Raw genomic sequence first — 20,527 nt, 5'->3', positions numbered from 1 at the left:
TTCCAATTGAGTGTGATGGGCTGCGATGGAGCGGATGCGATGTCTTGCCATTATAAGGGCAAAGGATGAGATATTTCATGTCGGTATGTCACGCTGCGCTGACTTCAGTACGGTTGCGCCCGTTGGCCTTGGCGCGGTAGTGGGCCCGGTCGGCTCGCGAATAGAGACGATCGAAGTCTGCAGCGCTGCCCATGCCGGTGGCGAGCCCGAGACTCACGGCGATCGATGTGGGAACGCCGAGGACGTCTTCGTTCAGCTCGGCGATACGCTGGCGTATGCGTTCGGCCAGGTCAAGCGCCCCTTCGGAGGGCGTGTCGGGCATCAGGATGCAGAATTCTTCGCCGCCGATGCGTGCCACGACGTCGGCCTGGCGCGTCACCTCCTGCAGCGCCCGGGCGAAGGCCACCAGCACTTTGTCTCCGGCCGGGTGGCCCCAGGTGTCGTTGAGGTGCTTGAAATGGTCGAGGTCGAGCAGGGCGAGACTCAAGGGTCGTTGGTTGCGCAGGCTCTGCTGGTAAAGGCGTTCCGCGGTTTCCAGCAGGTAGCGGCGGTTGCCCAGTCCGGTCAGGTCGTCGACCAGGCTCAGTCGCGAGACGAGTTCCCGTTGGCGGCTCAGGCGCAAGAGCGCCAGCATCAGGCTGGCCACCACGGCCAGGGCCAGGAGAACCAGCAGACCGATGGCCAGGCTGAGCCGCTCCATGATCAGGCGCTGTTCGCCGGCGGCCACGTGAATGAGGTCGTTGAGCTCGCCATAGGCCCAGGCCAGCTCCGTCTCGATCTCATAGCCGAGTGCCTGCAGCGCTTGCCTGTCATCGTTCGTCTCGATGCCTGCCTCGATCAGTGCCGCCAGTTCTGGCAGACGGGGTTCGACGCGAGCCAGGGCATCGAGTGCCGGCCGATACTTCCACGGTGCGAGCTGGCTCTGGGAAAGGCCGTGGCTGACGCCCCGAATGTGCTGGGGAATGCGCCATAGCAGGTTTTCCAGGCGCTCGGCATGCCGATGTTCGGGGTGCTCCTGCATGGCATCCAGGGTGGTGCGAAGCAGTATGGGATGCTGCTGGGCGCGAACCACGTCGGCGACCAATGCCGTGTAGTTGGCGCCCACGTGCTGGCGGGCGTTGGCCACGTAGAGGCCGATGGCCACAGCACACACGCCGGAGAGCAGGCTGAAACCGACTGCCATGCCCCAGCCCAGCGCAGAAGTACGCCGGTCTTTCATCGAGCGTGGATTTCCCGGATCGACCAGATCCATCGGGTCATGGTCTCACTGCCCTCGGCTACGGCTTCGGCATCCTCGGGTACGATCAACAGGGTGGGGCCGAAGGTTTCGCGGGTCAGGGGCTCGCCGTCGAGTCGGGTGGCGAGAAGGTAGCGTTTGTCCGCACGATTTTCCGGGGTAAGAAAGACCGAGTAGTCATCGTGGGCGATGAAGCGCAGCCGAGGGGCATCGTCGAGTTCCTGCGCGGCAAGGAACTCATCCAGCCAGACGCCAGCGAAACGACCCTCGAGCCCCTCGAAGTGCAGCAGGCTCACTTCGTGCAGTCCCAGTGACTCGATCTCCGCACGGCTGACCGGGTATCGCTGACCGTCATGGTGCACGGAGAGTATCGGGGCGTCGTCCTGCGAGGGCGGCAGAGAGCTCTCGGTGACCGTTGCCGCCGGTGCGAAGCGGGGAGGGAAGGCCAGCAGCACGAACAGCGCGAGAGCCAGCGCCGTGCTGGCCCGGGAAGTCAGAGGCCGCGGCGAAGGGAGTGAAAGGCTCGGTGGTATTGTCAGTCGGCGCATTCGGATGACGCTCTCGTCAGGGTTTAAGCGGATTGTGGCAGAGTTCTAAGACGCGGAAATGACGGCCAGCCAACGCTGGAGTCAGCCGACTCGGTAGGAGCCGGGCATTTCGGCCAGCAGGCCTCTTCCCCCCGCCAGCGTCAGTGCCAGGTCGTGCAGGCCATCCCAGGGCGGCAGCGGCGAGGCCCCCTTGATGGCGAGGTCGAGGCGCTGGGCGAAGAGCAGCAACTTGTGCAGACGGCGGATCGGCAGGCGTGCAATGGCCTGCTGGTAGGCGGGGCGACGTTTCTCGAAGATGGCGGGCTTCTGAGTCTTGCAGGCGTGTTCGAAGCTCTGGCCCTGGTCGAGGTGCTGATGCAGTGAGAGCAGGGTGCGTAGCTCGCGGCTCAGCGCCCATAGCACAATAGGTGGCTCGACGCCTTCGCCGCGCAACCCGGCGACGATTCGCGAGACTCTGGCAGGGGTGCCCTGCAGGCAGGCCTCGGTCAGGGTAAAGACGTCGAAACGGGCGTTGTCCTCGACGTCTCCGGCGACCTGGCGGGCGGTGATCCGGCCACCGGGCGTCGCCAGCAGGGCCAGTTTCTGCAATTCCTGGTCGGCGGCGAGGAGGTTGCCTTCGGTGCGTTCGCCGAGCAGTCGCGCGGCATCCAGGTCGAGGTTGAGCCCATGGCGCTCGGCTCGGTCGCGCAGCCAGAAGCCCAGGCGCGACAGGTCGACGGGCCATACCGGAACGAACAGGCCGACCTTGTCGAGCGCCTTGAACCAGGCGCTCTTCTGCTGGCGGAAATCGAGCTTGCCCATGCTGATGAGCAGCACGTCATCGCTGCCGGCGAGGCGTTCGGCGTGCTCCTTGAGCGCTCGGCTTCCCTCCTGGCCGAGGCTGTGGTTGCCCAGGCGCAGCTCGATCAGCTTGCGGGTACCGAACAGCGAGAGGTTGCTCGCCGTCTCATGCAGCTGGCCCCAGGCGAAGTTGGCCTCTACGTGAAGGACCTCGCGCTCTTCGACGCCCGCTTCGCGGGCGGCCTTACGCACGGCATCGCACGCCTCGACGTGCTGGAGAGGCTCATCACCGGCCACGATCACTACCGGAGGCAGCTTCTTGGCCAGCGCGGCGGGAAGCTTGTCGGCAAAGACTTTCATGTGGCCGCCTTCATGCCCCGTCCAGCCCGCGCAAGCGTTCGAGCAGCCGGCGGATGGCTTCGCGTCGCAGCGTCGTCTCGGCTTCGCTACGGATCTCCTCCTGAGCCAGCAAGTTGTCATCGCTGACCGTGAACCGCTCGCTCACCTCCAGGGTCTGCTCGGGCAGTACGAAAGCGCCGTCACTGCGGCGCTGCACCGAGAAGGGCGCGCTCAGCACCATTTCCCTTTCTCGCGCTCCGGCGTCGAGTACGCCCAGGCGGCGTTCGCTCAGGGACGGACGCCCCAGAGTGAGTATCCACGGCGCCTGCGCGTGGAGTTGCGTACCGTCTCGGCGCAGCCGCTCGGCGAGCTCCCGCGACAGCTCGCTTTGCGGACCGGCGAGCTCGAGCTCGTCGACGACCGTGCCGCTCTCGTCCAGGCCGCGCAGGCGAAACCCACAACCGGTCAGCGCCAGGACGGCGCCGCCGGTCAGAACGCTGTTGAGAAAGGTACGACGCTGCATATCGGCTCCTCGAGGTCACCCGACCACGATGTTGACCAGCTTGCCGGGCACGACGATCACCTTGCGGACCGTCTTGCCCTCGGTGTGGCGCTGCACGTTTTCGGCGGCCAGTGCTCGTGCCTCGATGGCCGCCTTGTCCGCCTCGGCCGCGACCTCGATGCGCGCGCGCAGCTTGCCGTTGACCTGCACCACCAGCTCGATGGTGTCGCGGGCCAGCGCCGACTCGTCCACGCTGGGCCAGGTCGCGTCGATCACCGGTTCTTCATGCCCCAGCGCCTGCCACAAGGCATGGCAGGCGTGCGGGGTGATGGGCGCGAGCAGCAGCACGCAGGCTTCTATCGCTTCACGGGCCACGGCCAGGCTCTGGGGCGAAGTGTCTTCGCTCTCGTTCGGGAAGCGGCCGAGAGCGTTGGTCAGCTCCATGACAGCGGCGATGGCGGTGTTGAACGTGGTACGGCGGCCGATGTCGTCGCTGGCCTTCTTGATCGTCTCGTGGGTCTTGCGGCGCAGCTCGCGCTGGGCCGCAGTGAGTGAATCGTCGAGCGCGTCGACGTCGAGGCGGCCCGGTTCTCCGGCGTCGAGGTGCTCGGCCACCAGGCGCCACAGACGCTTGAGGAAGCGGTGGGCACCTTCCACGCCGGAGTCGGACCACTCCAGAGACTGTTCGGGCGGGGCGGCGAACATCATGAAGAGACGCACGGTGTCGGCGCCGAAGCGGTCGATCATCGACTGGGGGTCGACGCCGTTGTTCTTCGACTTGGACATCTTCTCGATGCCGCCCATCTCGACGGGCCGGCCGTCGCTGACGAGAGTGGCGCTGACCGGGCGACCCTTGTCATCCCGCTTGACCTCCACGTCGGCAGGGTTGAACCACTCCTTGCCGCCGTTTTCGGTATCGCGGAAGAAGGTTTCGGCGATCACCATGCCTTGGGTGAGCAGGCGCTGGAAGGGCTCGTCGGAATTGACCAGGCCGAAGTCGCGCATCAGCTTGTGGAAGAAACGGGCATAGAGAAGGTGCAGGATGGCGTGCTCGATGCCGCCGATGTACAGGTCGACCGGCAGCCAGTAGTCGGCGCGTTCGTCGAGCATCGCCTGGCGGTTGTCGGCGCAGGCGAAGCGCGCGTAGTACCAGGAGGACTCCATGAAGGTGTCGAAGGTATCGGTTTCGCGCGTCCAGCCGTCGCCCAGGTCATAGAAGGCGGGCATCTTCTTGAGCGGCGAACCGGTGGCGTCGACGGTCACCTCCATGGGCAGCTCCACCGGCAGTTCGTCGTCGGTGAGCGGCACGGTCTGCCCTTCGGGGCCGTACTTGATCGGGATCGGTGCCCCCCAGTAGCGCTGGCGGGCTACGCCCCAGTCGCGCAAACGGTAGTGGGTCTTGACCTCGCCGCGGCCGAGCGACTCGAGCTTGGCGGCAATGGCCTCGAAGGCCGCCGTGAAGTCCAGTCCATCGAACTCGCCGGAGTCGATCAGTGGGCCGGTCTCGACATGGGCCCCCTCGGAGAGGTCGGGCGCCTGGCCATTCTCATCGGCGATGACCGCCTTGATGGGGATGCCGTACTGGGTAGCGAATTCCCAGTCGCGCTGATCGTGGCCAGGCACCGCCATCACCGCTCCGGTGCCGTACTCCATGAGTACGAAATTGGCCACGTAGACGGGGACTTCGTCGCCGGTCAGCGGATGCACTGCGACATGCCCGGTGGGCATGCCTTTCTTCTCCATGGTGGCCAGTTCTGCCTCGGAGGTGCCTCCGCGGGCGCACTCGTCACAGAAGGCCGCCATGTCGGCGTCGTGCTCGGCGACCTCCTTGGCCAGCGGGTGACTGGCGGCCACTGCCATGTAGGTGACGCCCATCAAGGTGTCCGGGCGAGTGGTGTAGACGCTCACCGGGGTGTCCGGGCTGCCGTCCGGCGCCTTGACCTCGAAGGTCAGCTCCACGCCGCGGGACTTGCCGATCCAGTTGCGCTGCATGGTCTTGACCTGCTCGGGCCAGTCGACCTCATCCAGGTCGGCGAGCAACTCTTCGGCGTAGTCGGTGATCTTGAGAAACCACAGCGGGATGTCCTTGCGCTCGACGAGCGCGCCGGAGCGCCAGCCGCGTCCCTCGATCACCTGCTCGTTGGCCAGCACCGTCTGGTCGACGGGATCCCAGTTCACTGCGGCCATCTTCTTGTAGACCAACCCCTTCTCCACCAGCTTGGCGAAGAACCACTGTTCCCAGCGGTAGTAGTCGCTGTCGCAGGTGGCGAACTCGCGATTCCAGTCGTAGGCGAAGCCCAGCGCCTTGAGCTGGCGGCGCATGTAGTCGATGTTATCGTAGGTCCACTTGGCCGGTGGCACGCGGTTCTGGATGGCGGCATTCTCGGCCGGCATGCCGAAGGCATCCCAGCCCATGGGCTGCATGACGTTCTTGCCCCGCATGCGCTGGTAACGCGACACTACGTCGCCGATGGTGTAGTTGCGCACGTGCCCCATGTGCAGCTTGCCGCTGGGATAGGGGAACATCGACAGACAATAGAACTTCTCGCGGTTGGCATCTTCCTCCGCCTTGAAGCATTCGTGGGTTTCCCAGAATTGCTGGGCGTCGCGTTCGATAGCAAGGGGCGTGTACTGTGCGTCCATCGGTATTCGGGTGAGCCTTTTCGGAAGTGCTTGAAATAGTGCGCGATGCGCGAAACGTGTCATCGGCCGCCGATGCGTATGTCCAGCGTCGATGCATGGCCACCTTTTCACGATAAAACGTTGAACTGGCGGCGAGATAGCGTCTAAATGGTAGCCAAGGATACCCTAGACGGACGGAGGCGACCATGCCCGTTGCCGTCCGCGAGCCGCTTCGAGGAGAGTCAAGCATGAGTAAAGAGTCTGACCCCAAACGCGAACACCGCCTGCGCGAGGGTTACGAGCGACTGCTGGCGCGGCTGCAGAAAGGACGTCGCGACCTGACCTGGGAAAACCTTCAGAAGGAGCTGGACGAAGCGGTGGAGTTCGAGTCGGAACTCGAAGAGTTCACCAAGGACGAATTGGCCCTGCTGCGCGCCTGGTTGGAGCGCGACCTCGTCGACATGCGTCGCTATCTGAGTGCCGGCGGGCGCGGCGTGGCCAGTTGGTTGGGCATCGACCTCGACCAGCTGTCGCGCCGGGTCGTGGAATCGTTGCTCTCCATTGCCGACCGCAGCCAGGTCGACAAGGCGCGTTTCGAAGAGGACCTGGAAGCCGCTCGTGCCGACTACTGCGAGGGTGAGATGGCGGCCCCCGGGCGCATGGCCTGCGTGCATTGCGATGCGCTGGTCGAGCTGGAGGGCGTGACTCGTATCGAGCCTTGCCATCAGTGCGGGCACCGCTACTTCTACCGCGTGTCGGAGTAGCCCTACTTATAACCACCCGTCCAAGATCAGCAGGGTGGCGACCACTAGGCCGCTCATTGCCAGGGCATAGCTCAGGTTGTGCCGCATCATCCGATAGCCGCTGATGCCGTAGCGGCCTTGCAGCGAGAGATTGATGCCGGAGAGCGGCCCTACCGAAGTGCCGATGGCCCAGGAGGCCAGGGCGACGAAGGCGAACAGCGTCTGGCGTGCCGGCTCGAGGTCGAGCATCGAGGCGAGCACCGATACGCCGATGATCGGGTGCAGTCCGGCTATGGCGCTGGCCACGATGGCCAGAAAACTCACTATGCCTTCGCGAGCGCCGAAGCGCGCGAAGAGCGTCCACTCGCTACCCGTGGCCGCACCGATCAGCGTGGAAATCCCCAGTGTCAGCAGCCCCGCTGCAAGGAACAGCGCAATCTCGCCGCGCATGGCGGGTAACCGTGTCAGGGTGTGTCGGCGCACCCGGCGCAGCGTCCAGCGCGGCCCCTGGAGTAGGTTGGTCGCCAGGGCCGCTGCAGGCAGCAGGAAGGTGATGATGCTGACGATACCCAGCGCAGGCGTCAGCGCGTAGTGGAAGAGTAGCACCAACATGGCCATGATCACCGGCATGAGCAGGCTGCGCGGCGAGAGCGAAAAGCCGGCCACCTCGTCGAGGTCGAAGCGGCGCGAGAGTTCCAGAGTGGTGAGGGTGCCGGCAACGAGTGCCAGCGGTAGGCCGGCAGCGAGTACGTGGGTGTAGTCCATGGCCGGTGCCAGGGTCAGTACCACGCCCATGGAGGCGAAGAAGGGCGACCATAGCGCAGCGCTGGAGAGCCCGCGATTGAGTGCCAGCAGCTGCGGCAGCGTCAACGGCCCGCGCCGGGCCAGGCGGTCACCGATCATGAACACCGTCGAGAGGTTGAGGATGATGCCCAGCAGGTGTACGCCGAGCCAAGTGCCGGCAATGCCTCGCGTGCCAGTGACGGCCCTGCCCAGCGGGCGACCGTCGCGGCGGTTGCCGATCAGGCCGATGAAGCTCACGCCGACCAGCATGGCGACTACGTAGGTGTTGCCGTCGAGCACCGCTGGCCAGGCGATAGTGGCATCGTAGCGAAGCCTGGCTGTGACCAGCAGGGTCATGCCGATGACGGCGAGCGCACCGGCTTGCCAACGGGTGCGTTGCGGGATGTCGCGCCATAGCAGGGCAGTCGCCAGCCATAGCGCATAGCCGACCAGGTGCGGCAGTGGCGATAGGTCGGCAAAGCTCAGGATCTGCAGCAGCAGCCCGACCAGGATGAGTGCGCCGGCCACTGAATGGCGGTAAGACACGGGTGACAAGGCAGCGTCGGACACGGCAGGCTCCTGGCGCAAATGTTGAGCAGTCTAACCAATCTCCTCCTCGGATGCCCGGGCAGCGGGCTCTCGGGCCTGCTCGAGCAGCGCGAGCATGGCCGCCGCGGCGTTGGAGCGGGTGCGATTGCGGTGTACCAGATAACCCAGCGGGCGATGGATGGGCGGATGCGCTACCGCCAGCTCGTGCAGCTCCCCGGCCACCAGTCGCTCCGGCAAGAGGCTCCAACCCAGACCGATGGCCGTCATCATCTTCAGTGTCTCCAGGTAGTTGGTCGACAGCGACACGGGCAGGGTCAAGCCGGCTGCGGCGAAGCGCGATTCGATCAGCGTGCGGGTGAAGGTCAGCGGGCCGGGCAGCACGGCGTCGAAGTCGCACAGCTCGTGCAGCGATAGTGCGCCGCGACCGGCCAGCGGGTGGTCGTGGGCGCACACGAAGCACAGACGGTCGATCCACACCGGCACGACTTCCAACTGCGGGTCGGGGTGGGGCGCCAACGTCACCACGGCGATCTCCAGTTCACCGTCGAGCACGCCCTGGTAGGCCTGTTCAGAGTCGAGAAAGTGCAGATCGAGGCGTACTTCGGGGTGCTCCCGGGTATAGGTTCTGAGCAACGGCGGCAAGCGGTGCAGGCCGACGTGGTGGCTGGTGGCGAGCGTCAGGCTACCGCTCACCTGGCTTTCCAGGTTGCTCAGGGCCCGGCGACTGTCGTCGACCATCACCAGGATCTGGCGGGCCCGCGGCAGCAGCACTCGCCCCGCCTCGGTGAGCGAGACGCGACGGCCGATACGATCGAACAGTCGCGCGTCGATCTGGCTCTCGAGAACGGCGATGCGCTTGCTCACCGCTGGCTGGGTGAGGTGCAGCTGCTCGGCGGCCCGCGAGAAGCTGCCGCTGTCGGCCACGGCCAGGAAGGCCTGCAGGCTCTGGGTGTCCATGGTTCGCCTCCGGCAATGCTGTGATTCCAATATGGAATCCATTCCATAAATAACATGAATTGCTTTTATGGGCGAGGCGCAGGACACTGCAGGCACAGCGCCAAGAATGGCAGTCCTGCCGAGGTGAGCGGCGCCGGGGACAGGCCGTAGAGGAGGTCCGACGCCATGGATGGCGTCGGTAGCGCCCAGGGATGGGTTCACAGCGCCTCCTCGAAGGCCTGTCGCCGGAAGAGCCGCGGTGCTGACGCGGGGCTTTCCGAGACCGACCGATGAGAACAGGGCCCAAGGCCCGGGAGAAGGACATGGCAGGCCAGACGCTTTACGACAAGCTGTGGTCGCAGCACCTGGTGAAGGCGCGCGACGACGGCACCGCCTTGATCTACATCGACCGCCAACTGCTGCACGAGGTGACCTCGCCCCAGGCCTTCGAGGGCCTGCGCCTCGCGGGACGCAAGCCGTGGCGGCTCGACGCCAACCTGGCGACGCCTGACCACAACGTGCCGACCACACTCAAGGAGCGCGCCGAGGGCAACGCCGGCATCGCGGACCCGGTGTCGCTGATTCAGGTGCAGACGCTGGACGACAACTGCGTCGAGTTCGGCATCGAGGAGTTCAAGATCAACGACCCGCGCCAGGGCATCGTCCACGTGGTGGGCCCCGAGCAGGGCGCCACCCTGCCCGGCATGACCGTGGTGTGCGGCGACTCCCATACCGCCACGCATGGCGCCTTCGCCGCGCTGGCTCACGGTATCGGCACCTCCGAGGTGGAACACGTGCTGGCCACCCAGTGCCTGCTCGCCCAGAAGATGAAGAACATGCAGGTGCGTGTGGAGGGCGAGCTTGGCGTGGGCGTCACCGCCAAGGATATCGTGCTGGCCATCATCGGCCGCATCGGCACCGCCGGTGGTACGGGCTATGCCATCGAATTCGCCGGCAATGCCATCCAAAGTCTCTCCATGGAGGGACGCATGACGGTGTGCAACATGGCCATCGAGGCGGGCGCCCGGGTCGGCCTGATCGCCGTGGACGACGCCACCATCGACTATCTGCGCGACCGTCACTATGCACCCACGGGCGAGCAGTGGGAGTCCGCCGTGGCTGACTGGCGCAACCTGGTGTCCGACCCGGATGCCGAGTTCGACAAGGTCGTGACGCTGGATGCCGGCGAGATCGAGCCGCAGGTTAGCTGGGGAACCAGCCCAGAGATGGTCACCGGTGTTTCCGGTGAGGTTCCCGATCCCGCCGCGGCGCCCGACGAGACCGTGCAGCGCAGCTATGCCCGGGCGCTGGAGTACATGGGGCTGGCACCCCGGCAGAAGATCATCGACATTCGCCTCGACAAGGTGTTCATCGGCTCGTGTACCAACTCGCGCATCGAGGATCTCCGTGAGGCTGCCAAGGTCGCCCGCGGCAAGAAGGTGGCCGACTCCATCAAGCTGGCCATGGTGGTGCCCGGCTCCGGCCTGGTGAAGCGTCAGGCCGAGGCCGAGGGTCTCGACAAGATCTTCATCGAGGCGGGCTTCGAATGGCGCGAACCGGGCTGCTCCATGTGCCTGGCCATGAACGCCGACAAGCTCGGTGCCGGCGAGCACTGCGCCTCCACCTCGAACCGCAACTTCGAGGGTCGTCAGGGCTATGGCGGGCGCACCCACCTGGTCAGCCCCGCCATGGCCGCTGCCGCCGCTATTGCCGGGCATTTCGTCGACGTCCGCGAATTCGACGCTCAACCCGCCGCGTAGGAGACCTGACCCATGAAACAGTTCGAACGCATCCAGGGCCTCGTCGCGCCGCTCGACCGCGCCAACGTCGACACCGACCTGATCATCCCCAAGCAGTTCTTGAAGTCGATCAAGCGCACCGGCTTCGGCGTCAACCTGTTCGACGAGCTGCGCTACCTCGACGAGGGGCAGCCCGGCCAGGACTGCTCGCAGCGACCGCTGAACCCCGATTTCGTGCTCAATCAGCCGCGCTATCAGGGTGCCAGCGTGTTGCTGGCGCGGCGCAACTTCGGCTGCGGCAGCTCCCGCGAGCACGCCCCCTGGGCGCTGGAGGATTTCGGCTTCCGCGTGGTGATCGCCCCGACTTTCGCCGACATCTTCTACAACAATGCCTTCAAGAACGGTCTGCTGCTGATCACCCTGCCGGAAGCGACGGTCGACCGGCTGTTCCGCGAGGTCGAGGCCAACGAGGGCTATCGCCTCGACGTGGACCTGGAGAACCAGCGGGTGATCACGCCGAGTGGCGAGATCCTCGAGTTCGAGGTCGACCCCTTCCGCAAGCAGTGCCTGCTCGAGGGCCTCGACGACATCGGCATCACGCTGAAGGACGAGGACGCCATTCGCGCCTTCGAAGCGAAGCATCGGCAGGTGCGCCCCTGGCTCTTCCGCGATACGGCTCAGGCTTGACACCTACTTGTTGCATCGACGTGGTGAGGGGGCTGATCCGGCGGCAGGCCTGCGAGGAGGCGCTGTGAACCCTTCCCTGGGCGCTACATTCGCCATCCATGGCGAACGACCTCCTCTTCGGCCTGCCCCCCGGCGCCCCTCGGCTTACCCTGCTGACTGTGACGGCACAAGGATGAAGCAATGACTCAGAAGATTCTGGTACTCCCGGGTGACGGCATCGGCCCCGAGATCACTGCCCAGGCCAGCCGTATCCTGGTTGCCTGCCAGGCCCGCGGCCTGGACGTGGAGATAGACGACGGCCTGCTCGGCGGTGCCGCCTATGACGTGCACGGCGAACCGCTCCCCGCCGAGACCCTGGAGAAGGCCAAGGCGGCCCGAGGCATCCTGCTCGGTGCCGTGGGCGGACCCAAGTGGGACACGATCGAAGACCTCGCCAAACGCCCCGAAAAGGGCTTGCTCGGCGTGCGCAAGCAGCTGGGGCTGTTCGGCAACCTGCGGCCGGCCATCACCTACCCGCAGTTGGCTCAGGCCTCCAGCCTCAAGCCCGAGCTGGTCGCCGGGCTCGACATCATGATCGTGCGCGAGCTCACCGGCGGCATCTACTTCGGACAGCCCAGGGGTATCGAAGAGCGTGACGGCGAGCGGGTCGGCTTCAACACCTACGTCTATTCCGAGAGCGAGATCGAGCGCATCGGTCGCGTAGCTTTCGAAATGGCGCAGAAACGGGACAAGAAGCTCTGCTCGGTGGACAAGGCCAACGTACTCGAGGTCACCATCCTGTGGCGCGAGGTGATGGAGCGCTTGGCGTCGGAGTACCCGGACGTCGAGCTCTCTCATATGTACGTCGACAATGCCGCCATGCAACTGGTGCGGGCGCCCAAGCAGTTCGACGTCGTGGTCACTGGCAACATGTTCGGCGACATCCTTTCCGACGCGGCCGCCATGCTCACCGGCTCCATCGGCATGCTGCCTTCTGCCTCGCTCAACGAGTCCGGACAGGGCATGTACGAGCCTTGCCACGGCAGCGCGCCGGACATCGCCGGCCAGAACGTCGCCAACCCGCTGGCGACCATCCTCTCAGTGGCCATGATGCTGCGCTATTCGCTGAACGAGCCGGCGTTGGCCAGCCGTATCGAGAAGGCCGTGGGCAAGGTGCTGGACGACGGCCTGAGAACCGCCGATATTGCTTCGCAGGGCACTCGCACGGTCTCTACCACCGCGATGGGCGATGCCGTGGTGGCGGCCTTCGAGCGTCAGTAACCGGGCCATCGCCTGCGTGCTGCGGGCGATTCCTGTATAATGACGGGTTCATTCTTTCCTGGAGGACTTCACATGTTGAAAGTCGGTTTCGTGGGATGGCGCGGCATGGTGGGCTCCGTGCTCATGCAGCGCATGGTGGAGGACGGTGATTTCAACGGCATCGAGCCGGTCTTCTTCACCACCTCGCAGGTCGGCCAGGCCGGTCCCGACGTCGGCGTGGACGTGCCTCCGCTCAAGGACGCTTTCGACCTGGATGCGCTCAAGGCGCTGGACGCGATCGTCACCTGTCAGGGCGGCGATTACACCAAAGAGGTGTACGGCGACCTGCGTGCCGGTGGCTGGAAGGGATACTGGATCGATGCGGCCAGCACCCTGCGCATGGCCGACGAGGCGACCATCGTGCTCGACCCGGTCAATCGTCGCGTCATCGACGACCAACTGGCACGCGGTGCCAAGACTTTCGTGGGCGGCAATTGCACCGTCAGCCTGATGCTGATGGGGCTTGGTGGGCTGTTCGAGGCTGGCATGGTCGAGTGGATGACCTCCATGACCTACCAGGCCGCCTCCGGCTCCGGTGCCAAGCACATGCGCGAACTGCTCGGTCAGATGGGGTCGCTGCACGACAGCGTCGGCGGTGAACTCGCCGACCCCTCCAGCGCCATCTTGGACATCGACCGCAAGGTCACCGCGGCGATGCGCAGCGGCGACTTTCCCACCGACAATTTCGGTGCGCCGCTGGCCGGCAGCCTGCTGCCGTGGATCGACACCAAGCTCGACAACGGACAGAGCAAGGAGGAGTGGAAAGGCACGGTCGAGACCAACAAGATCTTGGGTCTCCAGGACAACCCGATCCCCATCGACGGCCTGTGCGTGCGCATCGGCGCCATGCGTTCGCACAGCCAGGCCTTCACCATCAAGCTCAAGCGGGACGTGCCGCTCGACGAGATCGAAGATCGTCTCGCCAAGCACAACGACTGGGTCAAGGTGATCCCCAACGACAAGGAAGCCACCATCGCCGAGCTCACGCCGGCTGCGGTCACCGGTACGATGAGCGTGCCGGTGGGACGGCTGCGCAAGCTGGCCATGGGTGGCGAGTACCTCTCTGCCTTCAGCGTTGGCGACCAGCTGCTGTGGGGGGCTGCCGAGCCCCTCAAGCGGATGCTGACGATCCTGCGCGAACGGTGAGCCGCTGCGCTGCGCAGTGACGGCGTCGGATGCGCAAGTGGCACGGGGCGCCTCCTTCGGGAGGCGCCCCGTCCTTTTGCGTTGGCGAGAGGCATTTGCTGCCGCTTGACGTTGACATAGGTTGAACAGAGCGAGAAAAACCGGCCGCCACTCGGGGTCAGTGGAACCAGAGTGTGGTACATAGAGATCGGGTGGTATCACCATTCTTTTGGGTAGGCGCTTCTCGTTCGGCGCCGCCGGGAGACGCAAGGGAACTCCATGAGTCGCAAGCTGACATTCGCCTCTCTGCTGTCATTGTCCTTCGTGAGTCCATCGGCCTGGGCGTTAGGGGTCGGCGGCGTGGACGTGCATTCGTCCCTCAACGCCCCGTTGCGGGCCAGCGTGCCGCTGACCGACGTGGCCGATCTGGACCCACGACAGCTCAAGGTCTCGCTGGCGGAACCGAGCGCCTTCGAACGCGCCGGACTCGAGCGCACGCCGCTGGTGTCCAGCGTGGCCATGGCGGTACGTCAACGTGATGGGCAGTGGGTCGTCGAGCTCGAAAGCGACGGGCCGGTGCGCGAGCCCTGGCTGGATCTGTTGCTGCGCTTCGATTGGCCGGAAGGGCGTCAGCTGCGGGAAGTCACCCTGCTTCTCGATCCACCGAACTACGCGGAACTGCCGGTGCTGGCTGGCTCGTCGAGCCGATCCTCCACGGGGGGCGCCGAGGCGGGGGAGTCTGCAACATCCCGCTCGGCGGCATCGTCCACGGCGTCGGAAGCTTTGCCCGAGCGTGACGATACTTGGGTAGGTAGCGGCGATACCCTATGGTCGGTAGCCGGCCGACTGCGCCCCGACGACGCGATCAGCATGGATCAGATGATGGTGGCCTTGATCGAGGCCAACCCCGAGGTCTTCCCTTCCGGCAACATCAACTCCATGCGTGCTGGCCACTCACTGTCGGTTCCGCCGCGAGATGCCATCCTGTCGCGGACGGCAGAACAGGCCGACCGCGTCGTGGCGGCGATGAACCAGGCCTGGGCCAGACGTGGCGGCGGTGACCCGCAGCGTGTGGCGCTGAGGCCCTCTTCTCAGGACTTGGCCGGCAACTCGGAAGACGTCGTCGAGCCGGCGGGGGCAGCGGCCACCGAGCCCGAGGCGTCGGCGCTGTCCGATGCCGCCGTAGCAGCGGCCGAGTCCGTGCCGGCGCCACGCCTGACGCTGCTCAGCGATGAGGAACTGGCCGCCGAAGCGCAAGTCCGCACCGAGGCCGGTGAAGAGGCGGACGGGGCGCCATCCGCCGACCGCGCCGCACTCGATCCTGCGGTGGTGGCGGATCTGGCGACGCCGAACCTGGCGTTGATGGGGGAAACCGAGAGGCAGGCTGCCCGCTGGCAGGAGAGTCGACAGGTGCTGGAATCCCAGCGTGATGCGCTCCAGGCCGAGCTCGATGCCATGCGGGAAGAGCTCGACGTCTTGCGCGGTCAACTGGCGGCGGTAATGGCCGAGCGAGCGGCCGAAGTCGCGGAGCCGGGCCAGGGGGGCGCATCGCTCCCCACCGATGAGGGCGTTGACGATACGCACTGGTGGGGGGCCGTCTACCCGCAGGAGGCGAATCGCCAGCTGTGGATCGGCGTGGCCGGCATCGTGGCCCTGCTCGGACTGTGGCTGCTGATGCGCTGGCGTCGTCGCGACGACCATGCCGCCTCGGGTGGCGGTTTCGTGACGATGCCGACGGTGTCTCCAGCGGGGACCAGCTCCGAAGCGGCTGCCATGCCCGGCCTGGCAGCGGAGGCCGTCGGAGCGGCCACCTCCGATGAACCTTCGGTGCGACCGGCCATGCCTCAGGCCGAGGCCATCAATGAAGCCGACATCTTCATGGCCTATGGCCGCTACGACCAGGCGCGCGAACTGCTCGAAGCCGGTATCGACCGAGACTCCGGGCGCCAGGACCTGCGCTTCAAGCTGCTGACGGCGTGCGTCGAGCAAGGGGACTGGGCGAGCGCGCAGCGTGAGGCCGAGTGGTTGCGCGACAATGCCGAGCCTTCGCTGATTGCAGAGGTCGAGCGTTTGATGGCGCGTCCCCACTCGGTCGCTGACCCGGCGCCGGCCGATGAGCCTGCAGCTCCGTTCGATCCAACCGATGATGCCGGGCATGAGGCACCAGCGTCTTCCCAGGAAGAGATGGGCGATACGCCGAGGTACGATCCGTCGTCCACATTGGAGCCCGTCTCCAGCGATGCCGAGTCCTCGGGAGAGGCCCCGGCGGCTCGGCACGAGACAGACCCGGATCTTCAGCCGGTGACCGAGCGCGAAACCGCGGAGGGTTCCGAGGGCGAGGCGGAGCCCCAGTCCGGATCGTGGTCGGAGACAGCGGCGGACCCGGGAGCCGAGCCTGAGCTTGGATCACCAACGGCGTCCGGCGCGGATCTTCCTGACCTGCCCGAGCTTTCGAGCCACGTCATCGACTACCAGCCCCCGGCACTGGATTCGGAACCGGCAGCGCGGGAAGAAACCCCCATGCAGCCCAGCGTGGATTTCACCCCTCGGGAAAGTGCCGACGAATCCGGCGTTTCCGTCGAGGATGCGCAGCCCTTCTCACTGGGCGACGCGCCGCCGTCCCTGGCCGTGACGTCGGCCTCGGGCGAGGACTGGGAGGTCGAAGAGGTGGCCTTTCCGCCGCTGGATGACGATAATGGGCGGCCGTTCAGCGCTGCGCTCGCCGACGATAGCCTCGATGAGGCGCGGCGCCTGATCGAGGCCGGTGAGTCCGAACGGGCCCGGGCCTTGCTGCAGCGACTGCTCGTCGAAAGCGACACGGATGAGCTGCGTGACGCCGCTCGGAGTCTGATCGAACATCACCGCTTGTGAGATATTCCTGCTGACCAACACGACGCCGATGGCCGAATGACCCTGTTCCAATCGCTCGATGATCGCCGTCCGCTGACCGGCCGCCTGGCTCTCGGCGTAGAGTACGACGGCTCCGCCTACTGTGGCTGGCAGCGCCTCAAGCACGCCGCCTCGGTGCAGGCGACGCTGGAAACGGCGCTGTCCAAGGTGGCCAGCCAGCCGGTGAAGGTGCATGCCAGCGGGCGCACCGACTCCGGCGTGCATGCCACCCGGCAAATCGTGCACTTCGATGCGCCGGTGCCACGTTCCCAGAAGGCGTGGGTGTTCGGCGTCAACGCCAACCTGCCGCGCGATGTGGCAGTACGCTGGGTGCGTGAGGTGCCGGACGAATTTCATGCCCGTTTCACGGCACTGGCGCGCCGCTACCGTTATGTGCTGCTCAACCAGCCGAGCCGCCCGGTGCTGGAGCGGGCCAATGTCACCTGGTGTCGCGACCCTCTCGACGCGGAGGCCATGCATGGCGCTGCCCAGGCCTTGGTGGGCGAGCATGATTTCTCCAGTTTCCGTGCTGCCGGCTGCCAGTCGAAGACACCCTGGCGCCATCTGCACTTCATCGAGGTTCATCGCCATGGGCCGCTGGTGGTCGTCGACGTTCAGGGCAATGCCTTCCTGCATCACATGATTCGCAATATCGTCGGTGCCCTGGTGACGGTGGGGCGCGGTGAGCGCGGTGACGACTACCTGGCCGAACTGATGACGTTGAAAGATCGTACCCTGGCCGATGTGACCGCCCCGGCTTGCGGGCTTCACTTCGTCGATTCGCGGTATGACGACCGTTGGGGGCTACCCCATGAACCGCTCGGGCCCAACCTGCTCGCCTTCCTCGGTGAGTGGACCGGTGAGCGGCCGCTGCCCGACTGTCATAGGGTCGAGTTCCGGCGCGGTCGGCCGGCGGCCGAGCCGGTGAACGCTGAGGATGCCGTGCCGGAGGAAGGCCATGAGTGAGCCCCTGGCGCGCACCCGCGTCAAGATTTGCGGCCTGGCCCGCGAGGCGGACGTCGAAGCCGCCGTGGCGGCGGGTGCCGACGCGCTGGGTTTCGTGCTCTGGGCGGGTAGCCGGCGTGCCGTTGACGAGACGCAGTTGGCACGGCTCGCGGCGCGCGTGCCCGCCTTCGTGACGCGGGTGGGACTCTTCGTCGACGCCGATGCGGACTGGGTCGCGCGCTGTGCGGCTCACCTCGACTTGCTGCAGTTTCATGGCAATGAGTCGCCCGCCGCTTGTGCCATTGCCGGACGTCCCTGGATCAAGGCGCTGCGCATGCGTGACGGGCTCGACGTGCACGCCGCTGCGGCGACATACGCCAATGCCCGGGCGTTGCTGCTGGATGCCTATCGGCCCGGGGTTCCCGGGGGAACCGGTGAAACGTTCGACTGGTCGCGAATCCCCGCAAACCCGACGAAACCTGTTATTCTCGCGGGTGGGCTGACTCCGGATAATGTGGCTGAGGCCATTGCCGTCGCGCATCCCTTCGCCGTCGATGTCTCCGGCGGTGTGGAGATCGAGCCGGGACGCAAGGATCCGCGACGTATCGCGGCATTCCTCTCGGCAGTGCAGAATGCCGATCGCGATGCCCGATGATGCTCCTCACCATGCGATTTGCCGTGCTTCCAACCCTGTCCCTACTGACGACCCCGTGAGGTGCTTTTCGTGAGCAAGTTCAGTGACCTGACCCGACTGCCGGATGCCCGTGGCCACTTCGGTCCCTATGGTGGACGGTTCGTCTCGGAGACCCTGAGCTTCGCCCTGGACGATCTGGCCAAGACCTACCTGCGTCTTCGCGACGACCCGGACTTCCAGGCGGAATTCGACTATGACCTGGCTCACTACGTGGGCCGCCCGTCACCGCTCTATCATGCCGAGCGATGGTCGAAACGGCTCGGCGGGGCGCAGGTCTGGCTCAAGCGCGAGGATCTCAACCATACCGGTGCCCACAAGGTGAACAACACCATCGGCCAGGCTCTGCTGGCCAAGAAGAGCGGCAAGCCGCGGGTGATCGCCGAGACCGGCGCCGGTCAACACGGCGTGGCCACGGCCACGGTGGCGGCGCGTCTGGGGCTTGCCTGCGAGGTTTACATGGGCGCCGAGGACGTCGAGCGTCAGAAACTCAACGTCTACCGCATGCGCCTGCTGGGTGCCAACGTCATTCCCGTGGAGTCGGGTACCCGTACGCTCAAGGACGCCATGAACGAGGCGTTGCGCGATTGGGTCACCAATGTCGACGACACTTTCTATATCATCGGTACCGTGGCCGGCCCGCACCCCTATCCGATGCTGGTGCGCGACTTCAATGCCGTGGTGGGGCGCGAGGCGCGTCGCCAGTCGTTCGAGGAGTTCGGCAGGCTGCCCGATGCCTTGATCGCCTGCGTGGGTGGCGGCTCCAATGCCATGGGGCTGTTCTATCCCTTCGTCGAGGATGACGAGGTGGCCATGTTCGGCGTCGAGGCCGGCGGCAACGGCGTCGAGACCGGTCGTCATGCCGCGCCGCTCGCCTCGGGTGCGCCCCGCGGGGTGCTGCATGGCAACCGAACCTACCTGATGTCCGACGAGGGGGGGCAGGTCTCCGACACTCACTCGATTTCCGCCGGCCTCGACTATCCCGGGGTCGGCCCCGAGCATGCCCTGTGGAAGGACGTGGGGCGCGTCGAGTACGTGGCTGCCAACGACGATGCGGTGCTCGAGGCGTTCCGCGAGCTGACCCATGTCGAGGGCATCATGCCGGCGCTGGAGTCCGCCCACGCCCTGGCTCATGCCAAGGTACTGGCACCGACGATGCGGTCCGACCAGCACATCGTAGTCAACCTTTCGGGCCGCGGTGACAAGGACATCATGACGGTCGCCAAGATCGATGGAATAGAGTTCTGAGGATGCCGATGAACCGTATCGACCAACGCTTCGCCGATCTCAAGGCCCAAGGCCGCCGGGCGCTGATTCCCTATCTCACCGCCGGCGATCCGGCTCCCGAACACACCGTCGGCTTCATGCACGCTCTGGTGGCAGCGGGGGCCGACGTGATCGAGCTGGGTGTGCCGTTCTCCGATCCCATGGCCGATGGGCCGGTGATCCAGAAGGCCTGCGAACGTGCACTCAAGCACGGCGTGCGCCTGACTCACCTCTTCGAGATGGTGAGCGAGTTCCGTCAGCAGGATAGTGAAACGCCGGTGGTGCTGATGGGCTATCTCAACCCCGTCGAACGCATCGGTCTGGAGGCTTTCGCCGAGCGGGCCGCCGCCGCCGGTGTCGATGGGGTGCTCACCGTGGACATGCCCCCAGAAGAGGCCGAGGAGTTCGGCCCGGTGCTTCAGGCCCACGGGCTCGCCTCGATCTTTCTCGTCGCCCCTACCACTTCCCGCGAGCGGGCCGCTACAATATGCGCTCACGGCGAGGGCTACCTCTACTATGTGGCGCTCAAAGGTGTCACCGGTGCCGCCACCCTCAACGCCGCGGACGTGGCCGAGCATCTGGCGCCGTTGCGCGAGCTTACGTCGCTTCCGCTGTGCGTGGGGTTCGGTATCCGCGACGGGGCCTCGGCAGCGGAAGTCGGCAAGGTGGCCGATGGGGTGATCGTCGGGTCGGCGTTGGTCAACCGTATCGCCGAGAACGTCGAGCGTCCGGAAGCGATCTCCCCGGCGCTGCAGGCGGTGTTGGGCGAGATACGCACTGCTCTCGACGCCTTGCCGCGCCGTTGATGGCTGTCGCCGAGCGAATCCATATCCGCCCGGCCGTGCCG

General features: G+C 65.9%; 17 protein-coding genes. 10 read left to right on the top strand and 7 right to left on the bottom strand.

The annotated features are described in order from the left end of the window. Positions 1-88: 88 nt before the first annotated feature. The 5 genes from GFD32_RS07915 to leuS form a co-directional block, all read right to left on the bottom strand. Positions 89-1,219 (bottom strand): GGDEF domain-containing protein, encoded by a 1,131-nt coding sequence (locus GFD32_RS07915; protein ID WP_163575994.1) that lies wholly within the window; start codon positions 1,217-1,219, stop codon positions 89-91. Further along, positions 1,216-1,785 (bottom strand): molybdopterin-binding protein, encoded by a 570-nt coding sequence (locus GFD32_RS07910; protein WP_163575993.1) that lies wholly within the window; start codon positions 1,783-1,785, stop codon positions 1,216-1,218. The genes GFD32_RS07915 and GFD32_RS07910 overlap by 4 nt, the downstream gene beginning before the upstream one ends. An 81-nt stretch (positions 1,786-1,866) precedes the next feature. Beyond that, positions 1,867-2,925, bottom strand: a complete 1,059-nt coding sequence (gene holA, locus GFD32_RS07905; RefSeq protein ID WP_163575992.1) for a DNA polymerase III subunit delta — start codon at positions 2,923-2,925, stop codon at positions 1,867-1,869. A gap of 10 nt (positions 2,926-2,935) precedes the next feature. Then, on the bottom strand, positions 2,936-3,427 hold the full coding sequence (locus GFD32_RS07900; protein WP_163575991.1) for an LPS-assembly lipoprotein LptE: 492 nt from the start codon (positions 3,425-3,427) through the stop codon (positions 2,936-2,938). 15 nt (positions 3,428-3,442) lie between these two features. Next, positions 3,443-6,049 carry a leucine--tRNA ligase gene (gene leuS, locus GFD32_RS07895; protein ID WP_163575990.1) on the bottom strand — a complete coding sequence of 869 codons (2,607 nt, stop codon included), beginning with the start codon at positions 6,047-6,049 and terminating at the stop codon, positions 3,443-3,445. 227 nt (positions 6,050-6,276) lie between these two features. Between leuS and GFD32_RS07890 the strand changes: the two genes are divergently transcribed. Continuing rightward, positions 6,277-6,792 (top strand): zinc ribbon-containing protein, encoded by a 516-nt coding sequence (locus GFD32_RS07890; RefSeq protein ID WP_163575989.1) that lies wholly within the window; start codon positions 6,277-6,279, stop codon positions 6,790-6,792. A 6-nt stretch (positions 6,793-6,798) separates the two neighbouring features. Here the strand turns inward: GFD32_RS07890 and GFD32_RS07885 are convergent, their stop codons facing one another. Together GFD32_RS07885 and GFD32_RS07880 are read right to left on the bottom strand one after the other, a co-directional pair. Further along, positions 6,799-8,124, bottom strand: coding sequence for a hypothetical protein (locus GFD32_RS07885; protein ID WP_240455575.1), 1,326 nt, complete (start codon positions 8,122-8,124; stop codon positions 6,799-6,801). Between the two features lie 30 nt (positions 8,125-8,154). After that, a complete protein-coding gene (locus GFD32_RS07880; RefSeq protein ID WP_163575988.1) occupies positions 8,155-9,060 on the bottom strand; it encodes a LysR family transcriptional regulator in 906 nt (301 codons plus the stop codon). Between the two features lie 302 nt (positions 9,061-9,362). On the opposite strand from GFD32_RS07880, the gene leuC reads away from it, so the two are divergent. From leuC to trpA, 9 genes are all read left to right on the top strand, one after another. Beyond that, on the top strand, positions 9,363-10,799 hold the full coding sequence (leuC, locus tag GFD32_RS07875) for a 3-isopropylmalate dehydratase large subunit (RefSeq protein ID WP_163575987.1): 1,437 nt from the start codon (positions 9,363-9,365) through the stop codon (positions 10,797-10,799). A gap of 12 nt (positions 10,800-10,811) precedes the next feature. Then, positions 10,812-11,465, top strand: a complete 654-nt coding sequence (gene leuD, locus GFD32_RS07870; RefSeq protein ID WP_163575986.1) for a 3-isopropylmalate dehydratase small subunit — start codon at positions 10,812-10,814, stop codon at positions 11,463-11,465. 180 nt (positions 11,466-11,645) lie between these two features. Next, positions 11,646-12,725: a 3-isopropylmalate dehydrogenase gene (gene leuB / locus GFD32_RS07865; RefSeq protein ID WP_163575985.1), complete on the top strand. Its 1,080-nt coding sequence runs from the start codon at positions 11,646-11,648 to the stop codon at positions 12,723-12,725. Between the two features lie 72 nt (positions 12,726-12,797). Continuing rightward, positions 12,798-13,910: an aspartate-semialdehyde dehydrogenase gene (gene asd, locus GFD32_RS07860; protein WP_163575984.1), complete on the top strand. Its 1,113-nt coding sequence runs from the start codon at positions 12,798-12,800 to the stop codon at positions 13,908-13,910. 258 nt (positions 13,911-14,168) lie between these two features. Further along, positions 14,169-16,760 carry a FimV/HubP family polar landmark protein gene (locus GFD32_RS07855; RefSeq protein ID WP_163575983.1) on the top strand — a complete coding sequence of 864 codons (2,592 nt, stop codon included), beginning with the start codon at positions 14,169-14,171 and terminating at the stop codon, positions 16,758-16,760. Between the two features lie 36 nt (positions 16,761-16,796). Beyond that, a complete protein-coding gene (truA, locus tag GFD32_RS07850) occupies positions 16,797-17,744 on the top strand; it encodes a tRNA pseudouridine(38-40) synthase TruA (RefSeq protein ID WP_163575982.1) in 948 nt (315 codons plus the stop codon). Next, complete coding sequence (locus tag GFD32_RS07845; protein WP_163575981.1) at positions 17,737-18,378, top strand: phosphoribosylanthranilate isomerase; 642 nt, start codon at positions 17,737-17,739, stop codon at positions 18,376-18,378. The genes truA and GFD32_RS07845 overlap by 8 nt, the downstream gene beginning before the upstream one ends. 69 nt (positions 18,379-18,447) lie before the next feature. Then, entirely contained in the window at positions 18,448-19,662 is a 1,215-nt protein-coding gene (gene trpB / locus GFD32_RS07840; RefSeq protein ID WP_163575980.1) for a tryptophan synthase subunit beta, read from the top strand. 8 nt (positions 19,663-19,670) lie between these two features. Next, entirely contained in the window at positions 19,671-20,486 is an 816-nt protein-coding gene (trpA, locus tag GFD32_RS07835; RefSeq protein WP_163575979.1) for a tryptophan synthase subunit alpha, read from the top strand. Positions 20,487-20,527: the final 41 nt, after the last annotated feature.

It is taken from the genome of Halomonas faecis, assembly GCF_010993975.1.
In the GTDB taxonomy this organism is placed as follows: domain Bacteria; phylum Pseudomonadota; class Gammaproteobacteria; order Pseudomonadales; family Halomonadaceae; genus Halomonas; species Halomonas faecis.
This window is presented reverse-complemented; position numbering and strand designations above follow the sequence as displayed.